Genomic DNA, 15,714 nt, shown 5'->3' with positions numbered 1-15,714 from the left:
GCCTCATGGAAGTGAGTGAACAGCTCATCGAGTTCGCACTGCTCGCCGCGGCGATCGGGGTGATGGCCGCGGGCGCGGTGCTCTCGCGAGCGAACATCCCCTTCAAGGTCTGGCATGGCGTGCTCGGATGGCTGGTCTCGCTCGGCCTCCTCATCGGAGTCGGAGTGCGCGGTGGCGCCATGCCGGAGGGAGTGGTCCTCACGCTCTCCGTCTTCGCGGTGCTTCTCGGCCTCGCGTCGGCGGCTGTGTTCTACACGGCCCGGCGCAGGCGCCTGGGCGAGGCCCCGGCGGAGCGCTTCTCGCCGGTGATGCGCGACCGGCCCTCGGAGCCCGTTCTCGGTTGGTTCGAGGCGCGCAGGACGAGCGTCTGGAAGCCGGATATCGAGTATGCCCTCCTCGTCGCGAACCATCGGCTCGTCGCGGTCCGGATTGGCGGCCAGTTCTCCGGGGAGCCGCTGACCGAGTACGACGTGGGCGCCTTCAGCTTCTTCTTCCAGCGCGAGGCCGAGGCATTCCGGGACCGGCGGCGCGCCGCGCTGCATCGAGTGTTCGCCTCCGCCGACATCGACGCGCTGTTGCTGCACCATCGCGCGAACTTCCAGCTCCAGCTCGAGGAACTGAAGGGCGCTCGGCTCGAGTCGCGGCCCTGGTATGCCCAGCTCGCATGGCAGGGGCTTGCCACGCTCGTATTGGAGCCGAGGAGTGGGCCTCCCCTGCAGTTCCTCCTGCAGAGGCAGGAGCAGGTCGAGCTGTGCGTGGGTCTGCTCAGTCATCGGGGCGTGTCTCTCCAGATGGCTTCTGGGCTGCTGGGCCTGCGTGCCGGGCTTCCGCGCTGAGCCACCCGGGGCCGCCCGCCTGGACGGCTAATGCTCGTCAGGCAGGGAATGGGCCCTAAAATCTGAACCCCGCGAGGCAGTCCAGCGGCAGGGGCGCAGAGGATGACTGACATGGTGTTCCCCAGGTTTCCAGACGGCTGGCATGTACGGCAAGGCGCTCGTGCGGGAGTCACCATCATTCATGGCTGGGCTTCACGACAGGGGCTGGTGGTGACGTTGGTGGTGGCGGGGCTGCTCTTTCCCCTGCTGCTGGCTGTCAGTGTGTGGGCCGCGCTCGTGGCCTTCCTGGCCTGCCTCGTCGTGGGCGGGGGGCTCGGCTACCGTCTGGTGATAGCGCCGGAAGGGATGGTCTACCAGCGCACCTGGTATGGGGTGCGCTGGCGTCGCCGCCCCCTGTCGCTGAAGACCCCTGTCGTCGAGTGGTCCACCTTCGAGGAGCCAGAGGGCGAAGCCCTCGTTCTGGAGAGCAGGCCTCCCATCACCCTCCCTGCTCCGAAGGAGGGGGTGAATGCACTGAAGCATGCGCTGCGAGAGGCCATCCAACGCGCCAGCAGCGAGCATCCCAGTTGAGCGGACGGCAGCGCCTGGTCTTCCTGTCTCACCCACATGAGACTTTGCAGGGCCCCGGCTCAGGTCCGCTGCGCGAGCGGCCTCCCACGGAAGGCGCCCACCGTTCTGGCCAGCAGGTTGAGCGTGTCGTCCACGCGCGCGAGCCAGTGCAGCAGGATGGGCGGGCTCGCCGGACCCTTCCGGACGGTCTCCTCACCGACGAGTGATGTCCGGGCCTTTTCGAGCAGCGCGGTCGCGGGCTCGAGGGTGGGCGCCTCTTTCCGCTCCAGGGCCTGCTCGAGCGCACGCGCATTGCTCGCGAGCCGGGCTCCTGCCTGGCGGATCATCTCACGGGCCTCCTCGTTCACCTCCGGCACTCCCTTCCCCAGCGCGAGGTGCCGGACGAAGAGGACGAGCTCGGAGATGGAGTGCACCGTGCGCGCCGTGCGTGGGGCGAACCGCACGAATCTCCCGGTGAGGGGCCGGGCCGCCGTTCTCAGGTCGCGCAGGCGCGCGTCGAGGGTCCGCGACACGTCGATCAACCGTGCCGGGTCCGAGTCCCTCGAGCGGTTCACCACCGCCTCCTCCAGGTAGTCGTGCACCGCGGACAGGACCTGCCGGGCGGCCGCGTGGATGTGCACCGTCGTCCGCTCCGGGAGGAGGACGCCCGCGATGAGCACGCCGAGGCCCGCGCCAATCAGTGTCTCCTCGATGCGCAGGTAGAGGAGCCCGGGAGAGAAGAGGCCGAGCAGGCTGTAGAGGATGCAGATGAGCGTGGTGAACCAGAAGACCATCAGCCCATACGAGAGCTGGATCAGGTAGAAGCCGAAGAAGACGCACACGAAGAGGCCCGCGAGCTCGACGTTGCGGTGGCCACTGACGAGCCCCGCGAGCAGCAGCCCGGCGACGACTCCCAGCACGGTGCCGAGCACCCGGGCCCAGGCACGTTGCAGCGTGTCGCCCAGGGTCCTCGTCCGCGTGAAGATGACGAACGTGGTGATGACGGCCCAGTACCAGCGATCGGAGGACAGGGCATGGCCCGCCGCCATGGCCAGCACGCTCGCCACGGTGACCTGGATGGCCTGGCGCGTCGCGGGGTGGAGGCCGTTCTCCACAGGCTTCTCGGGGGGACGCGTGCCCGCGGGAGCGGCGGCCGGCTGACCCGGTTCGAGCCGGGGAACCGTGTCCGGGAGCTGTGCGGCGGCCTCCACCAGATCCGAGATGGAGGTGCTCAGGCGCCGCGTGTCCGCACGGCCTGGCGCGTTTTCAGGCATGTCCGACACCGACTGCCGCACGTGCTCGAGGTGCTCGTGCATCAGCCGCCGGGCGGCCGGGTCTCCCTCCCGGACGAAGGTGCGTGCGGCGGCCAGCGCCTGCCGGATCTCCCGGCGTGCGTCGGGCACCAGCGCACCGGACTCCACCACCTGCTGGACGGCGCCGAGCACCCGGCTGCCCGCGAGCTCCAGGTCGAAAATCCGCAGCCGGAGGGCGGGCTGGCACCGGGCGAGCAGCCCCTCCACCGCGAGCGCCGAGTCATTCAGGCGATCCTGCTCGCGGCGGAGCCGGCGAAGCATCGAGCGGTTCATCCGCGGGCGTTCGGGGAGGTTCGTGAGATTCCACAGGACGATGGCGACCGTCTTCCGGAAGGTGCGCAGGAAGCGCTGCAGGTCGAGGCCGGGCCGGTCGCGGATGAGCCCGAAGCGCACCGTGTACGCGATGCCGATGCCCACCACGGTGGCGCCGAGGAGGGCGGGCAGTTGCGCCAGTTGCGCGTGGAAGAAGAGCGCGTTGAAGAAGGCGAAGAAACCAATCATCCCGAGCGCGAGCCCTCGTGGGCCGAACCGCTGCGCGTAGGTGGCGAGGAAGATGGTCACCGCGAAGGCGGCCGCGCCGAGCAGGGGGATGCGTGAGGCGACCGTGCCCACGACGAGCGACGCCAGGGCCGGGAGCACCATGAGGAGCGTCGTGCGCCGCTGCTCCCGGGGAGAGGGGTCGGTCGCGAGCTGGGAGCCCATCATCGCCAACATGGTCGCCACCAGGGTGACGGTGGGCGGCTCGCCCAGCCAGCGGGCCAGCCGGGAGACGATCAGGGCGGCCAGGGCGGCGCTCACGACGGCGCGCGTGCCCTGCTTCAACCGGCCGAGCGCCGGGTCGGATGTCACGAAAAGGTCCCACAGGTGGGCGGGATGAAGAAGGCGCTTCAGGTCTCGCAAGCCAGTCCTCTCTTCTGGAAGAGCTTGCGGATGGGGACGCGTACCTGCTCGCCTGGATGCCCGGCCGGCTGGAGGGAGGGCGGCCAGGACGGTCAGCCGTGGAGGCCGAACAGCTCCGCGGTGGCGTGGGCCAGCAGTGCGTCCTCCGGCTCGGTGCCCACCGCCCGCAGACGCGCCGTGGGCTCATGCAGCAGCTTGTTGATGATGGCGCGCACCATGGCCTCGACGCTCTTGCGCTGCTTGTCGGAGAGCGTCTCGCCGAGCGAGGCGAGCGTGCGCTCCACCTCGGCGCGGGCGATGGTGTCCGCGTGCTGGCGCAGGCGGGAGAGGACGGGCACGCCGTCGCGCACCGCCCGCTCGCGCATGAAGCGGGCCACTTCCTCGGCCACCAGCATCTCCGCCTTCCGTGCCTCCTCGGCCCGGGCCGCCGCGTTCTCCAGGACGAAGCGCTGGATGTCGTCCACGTCGAGCACGCGCACCCGCTTCATCCAGCCCACCTCGGGAGCGATGTCGCGCGGCACGGCCAGGTCCACCATGACGAGCGGCCGCTGCCGCGTCTCGAGCTTCCGGCGCCACGTTCTCCCGGTTGAAGAGGGGCACCGGCGAGGACGTCCCGCTCACCACCACGTCCGCGGAGGCGAGCAGGGTGAACAGCTCCTCGAGGGGCCGTGCGGTGCCACCCACCTCGGCGGCCAGGGCCTCGGCGCGCGCGAGCGTGCGGTTGACGACCACCAGCCGGCCCACGCCCGCCCGCCGCAGGTGCCGCGCGGCCAGCGCCGACATCTCGCCCGCGCCCACCACCAGCACCGTCCGCTCCGCGAGCCCGTCCCAGGCCTTGCTGGCGAGCGCCACGGCCGCGCTGGCCATGGATGTGGCCGCCAGGCCGATGGCCGTCTCCGTGCGCACCCGCTTGGCGCACCGGAAGGCCGCCGCGAACATGCGCGACAGCTCGCCGTGCACCGTGCCCGCCGCATGGCTGTCCTCGAGGGCGTCCTTCACCTGGCCCAGCACCTGCGCCTCGCCCAGCACCATGGAGTCCAGGCTGGAGGCCACCCGGAAGAGGTGCGTGAGCGCGGCCTCTCCCTGGTGCTCGTAGAGCTGCCCGAGCACCTCCGGGCCTCCCAGCCTGCCCAGCTCCTCCCGGGCCTGCTCGCGGGCGCGGGCCAGGTCCGGCGTGGCCAGGTAGAGCTCCACCCGGTTGCAGGTGGAGATGAGCAGGGCCTCGGCCGGGGCCTGCCCGAGCCGCCGCAGCAGCGCCACCTGCTCCTCCCCGGGCAGGGCCAGCCGCTCGCGCACCGTCAGCGGCGCCGTCCGGTAGGACAGCCCGATGCACAGCAACTCCGCCGTCTTCGACGACGAATGGCCAGGCTCACGTGCGTTCATGGTTCGTCCTGCTCCGGGTGGATGAAAAGAAGAAGAGGGGGGGCTCCCTCGTGGGGGAGCTCCCCCTCAGGGGATTACGCCGCCGGGGCCGACGCGGGCGCCGGGGCCGCCACGGGGGGCGCCAACGGGACGCCCGCGAACTTCAGCAGGTCGGCCATGACGAACTTGCCCTCGGCGTTGGCGAGCTTCCGGCTTCCAGTTCGGGTTGGCGTTGAGGAACGAGAACCGGTCGCCCCGGAGCACGCCGACGAAGACCTCGGCCACGATGCGCGCGCCCAACGGCCCGAGCCGCCTGCCCTCGTTGTCCTTCTCCAACTGCGCCTCCCGGAGGATGTAGTACCAGGGCGGAGTGGAGCTCTCGAACCCGACACCGAACTCCTTCAGCTCCTCGAGCTTCAGGGGCTTGATGCCCAGGCGCTTCGCCATGGCCTGCCCCGAGGGGAGCCGGAGGGCCAGGCTTCGCAGCAGGTTGCGCTGCGCGAGCGACTGGGGATTGACGATGCTCCCCACGCCATCTCCACCCACCTGGCCAGGCGCTCCGATGAGCAGTTTGAAGAGCCGGGTCGACAGCCGGGGGTCGATGCGCTTGCTGGGGGTGGGGTTGGGCACGGTGGCGTTTCCCAGCCCCTCGAAGAACCGCGCCCACTCCACGAACCGCCGGGCGGCGCGCTTGCCCCCGCGCAGATCGTTCGGGTCCGCCGCATCCGCGTCCAGGGTGTCGTTGAAGATGGGCGCGCCGAAGCCGGTGTTGAGTCCGTAGGCGGGACGCACCTGGCTGTGCCCGAAGCGGTAGGCGGCGACCGAGAACTCCACCGGGATGAAGGGCTCGTTCCTCCACCGGAAGAATCGCTCGCGAGGGCGGTCGTCCAGCACGTCGTTCAACACCGCCTTCCCGACGATCCTCGGGAGGAAGTCATGGAGGATGATCCACTGGTAGTGCCAGCGCACCATCCGCTGGGCCTTCTCGAAGACCTGCGGGTCGTTGGGGTTCTTCTTGCGCAGGTGATCGACGACGGCGTTGTGGAACTTGAGCATGGCCACGTGGAACTGCGAGACGATGGTGTTCTCGTCGTTGCGCGGATCCGCGATGAGCGCGGTGTTCTGGCTGTTGCGCGGCAGGTCATCGTTGGAGTCGGGACCGCCGAGCTTCTCGATGAGGAACTTGGCCGGATCCCTGGCGTCATAGAGGTGGCGCGAGACCCGGGGACCGGCGCCGTACACGTTGTCCAACTCGAACGCCGGTGTGCGGAAGTTCTCGATGGCCTCCGGGTCGTTCTGCCGCTCCAGGATGGAAGTCGGATCGAACGTCAGATCGTGGTCGACGAACTGCCCGAAGAACGTGAAGCCCGCGGGAACGGTCTCGTTGTCGAGGTTGCTGGCCTTGGGATCCGCGGGCTGCGGCGGAGGCGGGGGGTCCAGGGCGTCCATCAATCCCCCGAGCTTGCCGAGCTCGAAGAGCGCCTTGCGGACCTTCTCATTGTCGGGGGCGAAGACCGGCAGGCCCGGAAAGAGCCGGCCGAAGCGGCCCCGGTCGTGAAATTGGGACTCGGGAGGGTTGTGGCCTCGAATTTGGGTTTCGCCATGCAACATCGTGGTTGCTCCTGACTGCGGGACGCTGGTCACTGCTCAGGAGGCCGCGTGAGGGCGTCCCGGTCATTGGGTTCCGCCTCCTGCTGCGGGGATAGAGAAAAGGAGGCCGTGATGTGACGGGCCATGCGGGCTGCCCGCGTCCGGACGCCCCCTGGAAGCCTGCCCGCCTGCCCAGCGGGCGCTCAGGCCGTGGCGGACAGGGGCTGGGGCTCGAGGTCCTGGAGGACCGAGTCCACCTGCTGGCGGGAGAGGGCCTCGTAGAGGCCGGCGCGGAGCTCTTCCTGGCGATCATCCAGGCGGCGCTGGGAGTGCAGCCAGTCGAGCCGGGCGAGCAGGGCGGCGGCGCGTCCCAGGGGGCTGCGCGCGGCCTCGTCGCGGATGGCGAGGATGCGCGAGATGTTCTCCGGCTGGAAGGGGCCGTGGAAGCCGGTCTGCGAGTCCATGTACCGCAGGATTTGAGCGCCGCCGATGCCCACGCCGTCCACGCCGGTGTAGACGGCCAGGGGGATGTGGGGGAAGCGGAAGCCCGCGGAGAAGTAGGTGCGCAGGCCGCGCTCGTGGGCGCGGTGGACGAGCTCCAGCGCCTCGGCGTGGGTGAGCTGCTCCATCACCGGCAGGCTGGGGTAGGTGTCCGCCGCGCCGTCCCAGGTGACCTTGTCGAAGCCGCCCGCCTTGACGAGCTCGATGCCGAGCAGGCCGATCTCCTTGCGGCCCACCACCACGCGCGAGCGGCCGTCGCGGTCATCCACCAGGGGCGTGTTGAGGTTGAAGGCCGCGGACAGGAGCTGGGTGCGCGAATCCCGCAGGATGTTGCTGCGCAGGCAGCGCATGAACTCGACGATCTGCGAGGCCGTCATGCGATCCATGGCGACCTTGCACTCGGCGACGCCCATCTGGAACATGGCGGTGCAGGTGCCGGACATGGTCTGCACCGTCTTCCATAGGTCCAGGTGGAACTTGCCGCTGTCGAACATGGGCCGGCCGATGAAGCTGGTCACCGGCGCGCGCCCGGCCACGTGCAGCCGCACCTTGGCCACGTTGAGGATGCGGGGAATCCGGTAGGACTCCACCGACTCACGGCCCTGATGTCCACGCTCCAGGTGCTCCACGTGCACGAGCACGCCGCGCATCCAGTCCTCGCGGGTGGTGGTGCCGGCGAGGTGGCCCTCACCCGGATCGGTGACGGACATATACGTCTGCGTGTCGCCGAAGCCCGGGATGGGCAGGGGCTTGTAGGGCAGTTGCAGGCGGGACCCGTTGGCCAACGCCTCGTGGGCCATGTGGATGGCCAGCTTCTCGCGTCGGGTGGGCTTGCGGCGCTCGCGGCGCAGGTCGTCGATGAGAAGCGAGACCTCCTCGAGCCGGGTGGGGTGCTGCGCGTCGGTGCGCAGGCCGTCGGCGTCCTCGACCGCCACGTCGCCCAACCACTGCTCCGAGGCGTCCATCACCGCGTCATACATCTCCAGCAGGCTGGAGTCTGGCAGCCGCCGCAGCAGGGTGCGCATGGACTCGGCGAAGTCGCGGAGCTGGCCGTGCTCGGCGACGAGCTTCTCCAGCTCCGCCTCCATCTGCGCCATCAACTCCTGGAGCGTCTGGGGCCGGAAGACGGAGATGGGCTCGTGCTTGCGGAACTTGCCCGTGCTGGAACGGATGGCCTGCGTCCTCATCCCGTCGATCAGCGACACCATCTGCCCGAGAATCAGTCGGCGAGCCTCATCCTCATTCCATCGCATCATGCTCATTCGGTTGCTCCGTATGTGTTGGGATGGATGGGGGTCACCCATCGCCTTCCATTGGAGATACCGTGATGAGATTTGTGAGCGCGGCGCCGTGAGCTGACGCCTTTTTCAGGTGGTGGCGCCGCCGCAGCTCGACCCGGCACCAGCCGTGCAACCGAAGCAGTGCCGGTCCGTGACGATGGTCCGCGCCTCCAGCGCCGCCAGGTCGAAGTCCCGGATGTGGCGCGGAGCCCCGGCCTCCACCGGCAGCTCCAGCATCTGGTTGAAGTCGCAGTCGTAGAGCTGGCCATCCCAGCCCACCGACAAGGTGTTGCGGCACATCACCCGCTGGGCCGCGGCCGGATTGAAGGCCGTCACGAGCCGCTGCAGGTACGTCTCGAGGTTGCCGGATTCCCGCAACCACTCGAGGAAACGGCTGATGGGCATATTGGTGAGGGCATAGAGGCTGTCGAAGCGGATGCCATGATTGCGCAGCAGCTCCCGCTTCCATTCCGCTTCCAAGGAGGCCTGTCCGGCGGGCAGGAAGGCACCCACGGGATTCGTCACCAGCACCAGGCGCAGGCCGCTCTGGCCGTCTCCGTACCCGAGCGCGTTGAGCCGCTTCAGCGCGCGAATGGACTGCTCGTAGACGCCCTCGCCGCGCTGTTTGTCCGTGTTGAGTGCCCGGTAGTGGGGCAGCGAGCACACCACCTCCACCCGGTGTTCGGCGAGGAAGCCGGGCAGCTCGTAGTGCGGCTTCGTCTCCAGGATGGTGAGGTTGCAGCGGTCCATCACATGGCGGCCGAGCTTGCGCACCTCCTCCACCAGCCAGCGGAAGTGCGGGTTCATCTCGGGCGCGCCGCCCGTGAGGTCCACGGTGGGAATGGACGTCTTCGCCAGGGCCGCGAGACACAGCTCCATCGTCTCGCGGCTCATCACCTCGCGCCGGTCCGGCCCCGCGTCCACGTGGCAGTGGCGGCACGTCTGGTTGCACATCTTCCCGAGGTTCATCTGGAAGATGTCGAGCCGGCCGGGCCGCAGGGGGTGGAGCCCGGACTGCCGCAGCGCCTCGTCGAACTCGCGAGGGAGCGGCACCTGGCGGAGGGTCTCCCGCTGGGTGGCGGGAGAGGCGAGGGGATTCCTCCGGGCCTGGAGGGAGGGCAAGGTGCTCTTGGACATGGCGGGGCTTCCTACATGCCCACCTTGTCCACGTGGTTGCGCATCTGCACGCCGTGCACCAGCGAGGCGCCGCCCCGGATGGCCGCCGCGACGTGGACGGCCTCGGTCATCTGATCCAGGTCCGAGCCCTTCTCCAGCGCGTCCTTGCTGTAGGCCTCGATGCAGTAGGGGCACTGGACGGCGTGTGCCACCGCCAGGGCGATGAGCGACTTCTCGCGCGCGGAGAGGGCGCCCTCGGCGAAGACGGCGCCGTACCAGTCGAAGAACTTCTGGGCCAGCTCGGGCCGGTTCTTCCCGATGTCCGGGAAGCGGGCCAGGTCGTGCGAGTGGTAGTAGTGCGGATGATCCATGAGGGGTATCTCCAGGGAAGGGACTCGCTGCCAGTGTGCCGGGGGGGCAGGCGGGTGTCTTCGCTCACGTCAGCGCACGAGCGTGGTGAGGATGTCCTTCCAGCTCGAGTAGAGGGAGAAGTGTCCCCCGCCCGGCAGGAAGTGGGGCACGGTGCTCGGGATGCGCGCGTGCAGGTAGCGCCCCATCTGCAAGGGCACGATGGAGTCTCCCTCCCAGTACCAGAGGTGCACCGGGATGCGGATGTCCTCCAGCGGGAAGCCCCACGGCGAGGTGAGCAGCCGGGCCTCTTGAATCATCCCCTGCACGCCCTGGCGCGAGGCCTCGAAGCGGAAGCCCTTCACCTGCCTGGCAATGGCGGCATCTGAGAGCACGGCCCGGTCATCCGCCGAGCACTCCCGCATCAGCGCGACGAGGGCGGACTCGGGCTTGCGGCGGACGCTCCGGTCGTGCAGGCGCATCACCGGCTCCAGCAGCCAGCCCGGCCACATGGCCATGCTGTAGGCCGCGCGGTAGTCCCGGTTGACGCCCGCCATGGCGTCGGTGCGGTTGAAGGGCGCCGAGCCGGAGATGATGGCCGCGCCCGACAGCCGCTCGCCCAGGCGGTACGCGCAGGCCGCCACGTAGGGGCCTCCCGCGGACACGCCCATCACCGCGAAGCGGCCCAGCCCCAGCTCGTTGGCCAACTGCTCGATGTCCGCCGGCATGTCCAGCAGGGTGCGGCCCCGCTTGAAGTCGGACTGCCCATAGCCCGGACGGTCCGGGGTGATGAGCCGCACCCCGAGGCTCGCCGTGAGGCCATCATCCGGGTGCCGCATGTAGCGCGAGCCCGGGTTGCCGTGCATGAAGATGACCGGCATGCCCTCCAGGTTCCCGGACTCCACGTAGGCCAGCTTGCGTCCGTCGCGCAGGCGCACGGCGCCCTCCCGCGACTGCACACGGACTTCCCGTACCGGTGCCTCGTTCATTCTGCTCCCTCCATCGGACGCGAGCGCTGGCTCATCCAGCCGTCGATGTGTGGCCACACCTTCACCGGCGACTTGCTGGAGGCCGACAGGCCGATGTGGCCCACCGGGAAGCGCATCGTCTGACTGTCCTTCGTGCCCGCCAGCAGGCCCTGCAGCGGCTCGCTCATGGCCGGCGGGGCGATGTTGTCCTGCTCCGCGATGATGTTGAGCACGGGGCAGTGGATGCGGCCCAGGTCCACCCGCTCGCCACCCACCTCCATCCGGTTCCGGCAGAAGAGGTTCTGCTGGTAGCAGTCGCGCATGTACTGCCGGTAGACCTCGCCCGGGAAGGGCACGGCGTCGGCGCCCCAGCGCTCCAGCGCGAGGAAGGTGGTGACGAAGGCCGGGTCGTCGATCTGCCGGCACAGGTCCAGCCACTTGGTGATGCGCTGGACGGGGCTGGCCATGAAGAAGCCGCTCTCCAGCACGTAGGTGGGCACGTTGCCGTAGGCGTCCACCAGCGAGTCCACGTCGAAGTGCTGGGGCTGCGTCCACAGCGAGTAGATGCCGCCCTTGCTGAAGTCCACCGGGGTGGCCTGCACCACGAGGTTGCGCACGCCCTCGGGGTGGAGCGCGGTGTAGGCCAGCGCCATGGTGCCGCCCATGCAGTAGCCGTAGAGCGTCACGTCCTCGCTGCCGCTCACCCGCTGCGTCCAGCGCACGGCGGTGCGGATGTGCCCGCCGAGCAGCTCGCTCCAGGTGAGGTTCTGCTCCTCCTGCCCGGCGAAGCCCCAGTCGATGGCGTAGACGTCGTAGCCCTGGCGCGTGAGGTACTCGATGAGGCTGCGGCCGGGCAGGAAGTCGAGGATGTACCAGCGGTTGATGAGCGAATAGACGAAGAGGATGGGCGTGCGGTAGCGGCGCCGGGGCGCGGCGTAGCGCAACAGGCGCATGCTGCCGCGCGTGTACACCACCGAGTGCGGGGTGGGGCTGATGGGCGGCTCGCGCACCCCGGCGGCCTTCTCGAAGATGGGCTTGAGGTACGGATACGGATTGATGGAGCGGTCCTGCAGGGCCTGCGCGAGCGAGCGCGAGACGTCGACCTGGGACGAGACGAACGAGCGGATCCGCTGGAAGGCTTGGGCGGGCCGATTCACGGGAGGGCTCCAGGAGCAAGGGCGATCATGGCGGGTGTCCTACCTGGCCGAGCCGGCCCGGCGGCGGCGCGGGGCGGGCGCGGGCTCGGAGGCCGGGACAGGGGGAGAGACGGTGTTGGAGGACGCGAGGGCGGCCGGCGGCTGCTCCTGGCGCTCCAGGAGCTCGACGACGTGCTCGAGCTGCGAGCCCAGGGCCTCCACCTGGTCACCCATGCGGCGCAACTGGTCGCGCAGGGAGTCCACCTCGGAGGAGGTGGGGACGCGCAGGGTGTGCAGCGCATTCTCCATGAGTGAAGTGCGGCGGATCTGCAGCGTGAAGCCGCGGCGCATGAGCCCGCCGCTGACGCGCAGGAAGGTGGGGCTCTCGGCCAGGTGCGCTGCCACCTTGGTGAGACCCCGCTCGGCCTTGATGAAGACCTTGCCCGAGCGGGTTTCCGGGCTGGTGAGCTGCCCGACCTTCTTGAGTGCGCGGGCGAGCAGGCCAGGGGCGGGACGGGAATCGGGGGCGGTCATGCCGCCCACTCTACCTCGCTCCCGGCTCAGCGGACGATGGGGACCGTGACCGGCTCCTTGCCGTCGATCTCCACCTCCACCTTGCCTACCCGCCAGAGCACCTCGCTGAAGTCGACCTTCACCCGGTGTCCCCGGGCCGTCTCGATGAGGGCCTGGCCCTTCTTGGGCAGGAATTCACCCACCTCGTACTCCAGCCCGGTGAAGGTGACACGGTCCGTGCCCAGCGGTCCGGACACCTCGCCCGGCCCGTCGAACACGAGCGAGGTGCTCCCGAAGAGCGGCGCGCCATCCCGCAGGCCCACCCGCCCATCCACGCGGTAGCTGCTGCCAGTCCGGCCCGGCAGGGTGCCCGCGGCCGTCGTCCAGAAGCGCTTCTCGTCGCCGCAGGTGCCGTAGCCCACCCGGGCCTGGAGTGCATGGCCGTCCACCGTCAGCCCGTTCAGATCGGCGGAGAGGTCCATCCGCTCCTCGCCCCCGTGGTAGACGAAGGCGCTCCGGCCCGACACGGTGTGCCCGTTCACCGAGCACGAGCCCTCGGGGAAGGAGAGCACCACCGCGTCCGTGGACGCGTCCTGGGCCTCGGCGGTGGCGGTGACACAGGCCACCTTCACGCGGACGCCCTCGGTGACCTTGCCCACGAAGGTGCGCCGCGGCTCGCCGCAGGTGTAGACGGGAAGGACTCCGAGCAGCTCGAGCGCGAGGCGGGCCTGATGGGCCGCGTGGACGGCGAGGTCCACCCTCGACTTCGCGTCCTCGATCTCCTCCTGGGTGGGCGGCTCCCGGCCGCAGGCGGTGGCGAACAGGACGAGGGCGAGGCAGGCGCGGATTCTCATGGGGGGCATTCTCCTCTGCGAGGGGGCCCGTCGCGCAAGCCCGGCTGTACCCGGGGGCGTGGGAGCGGGCATGCTCCCCGCCCATGTCCCCACCTGAGATCAAGCTGTACCAGTTCCCCATCTCGCACTACTGCGAGAAGACCCGCTGGAACCTCGACGCCAAGGGGATTCCCTTTGTCATCGAGAATCTGATTCCCGGACCGCACCGCTTCGTGACGAAGAGCCTGACGAAGGGCGGCCGGGGCACCGTGCCCGTGCTGGTGGACCGGGGCACCGTGGTCACGGACTCCACGGACATCGCCCTGCACCTGGAGCGGGCCCATGCGTCGGCTCCCGCGCTGATTCCGGCCGAGGGGCCCGAGCGTGAGCGGGTGCTCGAGCTGGAGGCGTACTTCGACGAGATGGCCGGCAAGCACGTGCGCCGCTGGGTGTACGCGACGCTCTTCGCCAGTGGCGCGGACATCAAGCCGCTGATGTTCGGTGCGTTCCCGCTGCCGCTGCGTCTGGTGGGCATGGTGCTGCTCCCCGTCATCAAGCAGGCCATCCGGCGCCAGTACGCGCTGACTCCGGACAAGGTGGAGGAGTCGCGGGTGAAGATGCTGGAGGGGTTGGACAGGCTGGAGCGGGAGATTCAGGGGGACCCGTCGCGCTACCTGGTGGGCTCGTCCCTGTCGATCGCGGACATCAGCGCGGCGTCGCTCTACAGCCCGCTGGTGGCCGCCGAGGGCTCTCCGTACGCGGTGCGGCCCGGTGAGGAGGTGCCGAAGGAGATCGCCGAGATGCGCATGGCGGTCCTGGCGCGGCCCGCGGGCCAGTGGCTGCTGCGGCGCTACCGGGAGGACCGGCAGCGCGTGGCGCGGGGCTTCGGCACGGGCCTCGCGGCGGCGAACGGCTGAGGTTGCCGGGAACGTCCGGAGACACCGGACGCTCCCGGGTGGACTCAGGCGGCGGGGGCGCTCGCGGCCTGAGCGTCTTCCTGCTCCGGCTGACGCTCAGGCCTGCAGGTCCATGAGCGTGTCGTAGTCGTAGCGATCGGCCGCGCGGAAGGGGGCTCCGGGGCGCAGGGGGTCGAGCACGCTGCGCGGTGTGACCGGCGTGGTCTCCCTGAAGACCGAGTAGAGGGCGTCATCGATCCGGTGGAAGGCCAGATTGGCGGGCGCGCTCTGCGCGGGGAGGTAGGGTGCGTCCGGGTACCGGCGCTGCCACGCATGCCAGATGCGATCGATGTTGCAGTGGTGCAGGAAGAACGTGGGGTCGTTGGGCGACGTGCTGTCCGTCATGTCGCCGCCCACCCAGACATGCACGCTGTTGTGAATCCTCGCGGGCCCCTCCCAGCCTTCCAGGTAGTTGCGGAAGCCGTTCGAGGCACTGGAGTAGGGCGGGGCGTCATAGAGGAGCTGGTCGCGCAGCACCGTGCGGATCGCCTCGCGCGTGGGCAGTGCTCCCTGGTTTCCGAGTGCACGTTGCAACGGCCGCGGCTGTGCCAACCGGGTCAGCCCCCTCTCCGCCGGGACGACACGCACCTGCCAGACACGAGGGCCGGTGAAGCGGCCCAGCGCCGTTCCGGCCCAGATGCGGGACTGGCGTGGATTCGTCAGCGCCGCGTCCGCGGCCCAGTCCCAGTAGGGCAGCCGGAACTCCGGGTCTCCGACCGCGGTGCGGAGGTACCCCTCGAAACGCAGCAGGTAGTAGCGGTGCCATGGCAGGAAGGCCGGACCCGAGTGGGCCGCGTTGCGGTCTCGCTGCGTCGGTGGCGTGAAGAGCATCATCGACTGGTGGTGCCACGCCACGAAGAAGTCATAGATGGAGAGCCCCTGCTGTCCCGGCCACGGAAAGCGCTCCGGATCCTTGAGGGCCAGCACCCCGTCGATGAACCGCTGCCGCAGGCCCTCATCGGAAAGGATGTTCCGGCGGATCATCGTCTACCTCCCCGCCCGTGCGCCGCGTGGTGGTCATGGCCGCCGTGGTCCTCGGGGGTGCTTCGGGCCTCGTCACCGGGGGGCGTGGACTGCGTCGCCTCGAACAGGTGCGGCATGCGTTCGAGGAGGTGGAGCACGAGCCCGTCGCCGTCGCGAAGGTCAGGTAGGGGCACAGGTGGGACCAGAGCCGCCCCTCCTCGTCCACCATCATGTGCAGCGTGACGAGGCGTCCCTCGACGCGCACCTCGTACATGGTGGTGATGGTGATGGTGTTGCCCCGATGCTCGAGCACGCGATCGCTGCGGACGAGGTTTTCGTGCCGGTGCTCGACATAGGTGGGGAAGTTCTTCTTCACCCACTCCGGGTGCTCACGCCCTGGGGTGAAGGGATCGAACTCGAGAGGCGCGACGGCCTGCACATTCTTGCGAGCCGCTACCGTATTGGGGCGCTTCCGTGCCTTCTTCCGGGTGGGACGCGTTGGCTTGTCTCGCATCGACCATGCACCTCCCTTGGGACCGCCGGGAGGGTC

At 69.6% G+C, this 15,714-nt stretch carries 14 protein-coding genes and 1 pseudogene; 3 read left to right on the top strand and 12 right to left on the bottom strand.

The window, feature by feature from the left end; translation table 11 throughout:
• Nucleotides 1-5: 5 nt before the first annotated feature.
• Nucleotides 6-836, top strand: coding sequence for a hypothetical protein (locus tag ACN28I_RS17985; protein ID WP_420943220.1), 831 nt, complete (start codon nt 6-8; stop codon nt 834-836).
• A 102-nt stretch (nt 837-938) separates the two neighbouring features.
• Nucleotides 939-1,406, top strand: a complete 468-nt coding sequence (locus ACN28I_RS17980) for a hypothetical protein (protein ID WP_420943219.1) — start codon at nt 939-941, stop codon at nt 1,404-1,406.
• Between the two features lie 59 nt (nt 1,407-1,465).
• On the opposite strand, the gene ACN28I_RS17975 is transcribed toward ACN28I_RS17980, so the two are convergent.
• The 10 genes and pseudogenes from ACN28I_RS17975 to ACN28I_RS17930 form a co-directional block, all read right to left on the bottom strand.
• Nucleotides 1,466-3,547, bottom strand: a complete 2,082-nt coding sequence (locus ACN28I_RS17975; protein WP_420943218.1) for an FUSC family protein — start codon at nt 3,545-3,547, stop codon at nt 1,466-1,468.
• 143 nt (nt 3,548-3,690) lie between these two features.
• Nucleotides 3,691-4,981 (bottom strand): annotated as a pseudogene (hemA, locus tag ACN28I_RS17970) (glutamyl-tRNA reductase).
• Nucleotides 4,982-5,047: 66 nt separating this feature from the next.
• A complete protein-coding gene (locus ACN28I_RS17965) occupies nt 5,048-6,571 on the bottom strand; it encodes a peroxidase family protein (protein WP_420943217.1) in 1,524 nt (507 codons plus the stop codon).
• Nucleotides 6,572-6,753: 182 nt separating this feature from the next.
• Entirely contained in the window at nt 6,754-8,307 is a 1,554-nt protein-coding gene (locus ACN28I_RS17960) for a hypothetical protein (RefSeq protein WP_420943216.1), read from the bottom strand.
• A 111-nt stretch (nt 8,308-8,418) separates the two neighbouring features.
• Nucleotides 8,419-9,468, bottom strand: a complete 1,050-nt coding sequence (arsS, locus tag ACN28I_RS17955) for an arsenosugar biosynthesis radical SAM (seleno)protein ArsS (RefSeq protein WP_420943215.1) — start codon at nt 9,466-9,468, stop codon at nt 8,419-8,421.
• An 11-nt stretch (nt 9,469-9,479) separates the two neighbouring features.
• Entirely contained in the window at nt 9,480-9,818 is a 339-nt protein-coding gene (locus ACN28I_RS17950) for an arsenosugar biosynthesis-associated peroxidase-like protein (RefSeq protein WP_420943214.1), read from the bottom strand.
• Between the two features lie 69 nt (nt 9,819-9,887).
• Nucleotides 9,888-10,784: an alpha/beta fold hydrolase gene (locus ACN28I_RS17945; protein WP_420943213.1), complete on the bottom strand. Its 897-nt coding sequence runs from the start codon at nt 10,782-10,784 to the stop codon at nt 9,888-9,890.
• Entirely contained in the window at nt 10,781-11,920 is a 1,140-nt protein-coding gene (locus ACN28I_RS17940; RefSeq protein ID WP_420943212.1) for an alpha/beta fold hydrolase, read from the bottom strand. Before ACN28I_RS17940 ends, ACN28I_RS17945 begins: the two co-directional genes overlap by 4 nt.
• Nucleotides 11,921-11,959: 39 nt before the next feature.
• Nucleotides 11,960-12,433 (bottom strand): hypothetical protein, encoded by a 474-nt coding sequence (locus ACN28I_RS17935; protein ID WP_420943211.1) that lies wholly within the window; start codon nt 12,431-12,433, stop codon nt 11,960-11,962.
• A 26-nt stretch (nt 12,434-12,459) separates the two neighbouring features.
• Nucleotides 12,460-13,266, bottom strand: a complete 807-nt coding sequence (locus tag ACN28I_RS17930; RefSeq protein ID WP_420943210.1) for a hypothetical protein — start codon at nt 13,264-13,266, stop codon at nt 12,460-12,462.
• A gap of 83 nt (nt 13,267-13,349) precedes the next feature.
• On the opposite strand from ACN28I_RS17930, the gene ACN28I_RS17925 reads away from it, so the two are divergent.
• Nucleotides 13,350-14,162, top strand: a complete 813-nt coding sequence (locus tag ACN28I_RS17925) for a glutathione S-transferase family protein (RefSeq protein ID WP_420943209.1) — start codon at nt 13,350-13,352, stop codon at nt 14,160-14,162.
• A gap of 96 nt (nt 14,163-14,258) precedes the next feature.
• Here ACN28I_RS17925 and ACN28I_RS17920 read toward each other — a convergent pair whose 3' ends face one another.
• Nucleotides 14,259-15,185 carry a tyrosinase family protein gene (locus ACN28I_RS17920; protein ID WP_420943208.1) on the bottom strand — a complete coding sequence of 309 codons (927 nt, stop codon included), beginning with the start codon at nt 15,183-15,185 and terminating at the stop codon, nt 14,259-14,261.
• Nucleotides 15,157-15,678: a hypothetical protein gene (locus ACN28I_RS17915; RefSeq protein WP_420943207.1), complete on the bottom strand. Its 522-nt coding sequence runs from the start codon at nt 15,676-15,678 to the stop codon at nt 15,157-15,159. Before ACN28I_RS17915 ends, ACN28I_RS17920 begins: the two co-directional genes overlap by 29 nt.
• Nucleotides 15,679-15,714 lie beyond the last annotated feature (36 nt).

The organism is Archangium gephyra, assembly GCF_049060025.1.
GTDB lineage: Bacteria > Myxococcota > Myxococcia > Myxococcales > Myxococcaceae > Archangium > Archangium gephyra_A.
The sequence above is the reverse complement of the archived record's forward strand: the minus strand, read 5'-3'. Positions and strand labels throughout refer to the sequence as shown.

Bases quoted from the DNA above. Each gene is read 5' to 3' on its own strand.
- ACN28I_RS17985 (WP_420943220.1), top strand. From the start codon at position 6: ATGGAAGTGAGTGAACAGCTCATCGAGTTCGCACTGCTCGCCGCGGCG.
- ACN28I_RS17980 (WP_420943219.1), top strand. From the start codon at position 939: ATGACTGACATGGTGTTCCCCAGGTTTCCAGACGGCTGGCATGTACGG.
- ACN28I_RS17965 (WP_420943217.1), bottom strand. From the start codon at position 6,571: ATGTTGCATGGCGAAACCCAAATTCGAGGCCACAACCCTCCCGAGTCC.
- ACN28I_RS17960 (WP_420943216.1), bottom strand. From the start codon at position 8,307: ATGATGCGATGGAATGAGGATGAGGCTCGCCGACTGATTCTCGGGCAG.
- arsS (WP_420943215.1), bottom strand. From the start codon at position 9,468: ATGTCCAAGAGCACCTTGCCCTCCCTCCAGGCCCGGAGGAATCCCCTC.
- ACN28I_RS17950 (WP_420943214.1), bottom strand. From the start codon at position 9,818: ATGGATCATCCGCACTACTACCACTCGCACGACCTGGCCCGCTTCCCG.
- ACN28I_RS17945 (WP_420943213.1), bottom strand. From the start codon at position 10,784: ATGAACGAGGCACCGGTACGGGAAGTCCGTGTGCAGTCGCGGGAGGGC.
- ACN28I_RS17935 (WP_420943211.1), bottom strand. From the start codon at position 12,433: ATGACCGCCCCCGATTCCCGTCCCGCCCCTGGCCTGCTCGCCCGCGCA.
- ACN28I_RS17930 (WP_420943210.1), bottom strand. From the start codon at position 13,266: ATGAGAATCCGCGCCTGCCTCGCCCTCGTCCTGTTCGCCACCGCCTGC.
- ACN28I_RS17925 (WP_420943209.1), top strand. From the start codon at position 13,350: ATGTCCCCACCTGAGATCAAGCTGTACCAGTTCCCCATCTCGCACTAC.
- ACN28I_RS17920 (WP_420943208.1), bottom strand. From the start codon at position 15,185: ATGATCCGCCGGAACATCCTTTCCGATGAGGGCCTGCGGCAGCGGTTC.
- ACN28I_RS17915 (WP_420943207.1), bottom strand. From the start codon at position 15,678: ATGCGAGACAAGCCAACGCGTCCCACCCGGAAGAAGGCACGGAAGCGC.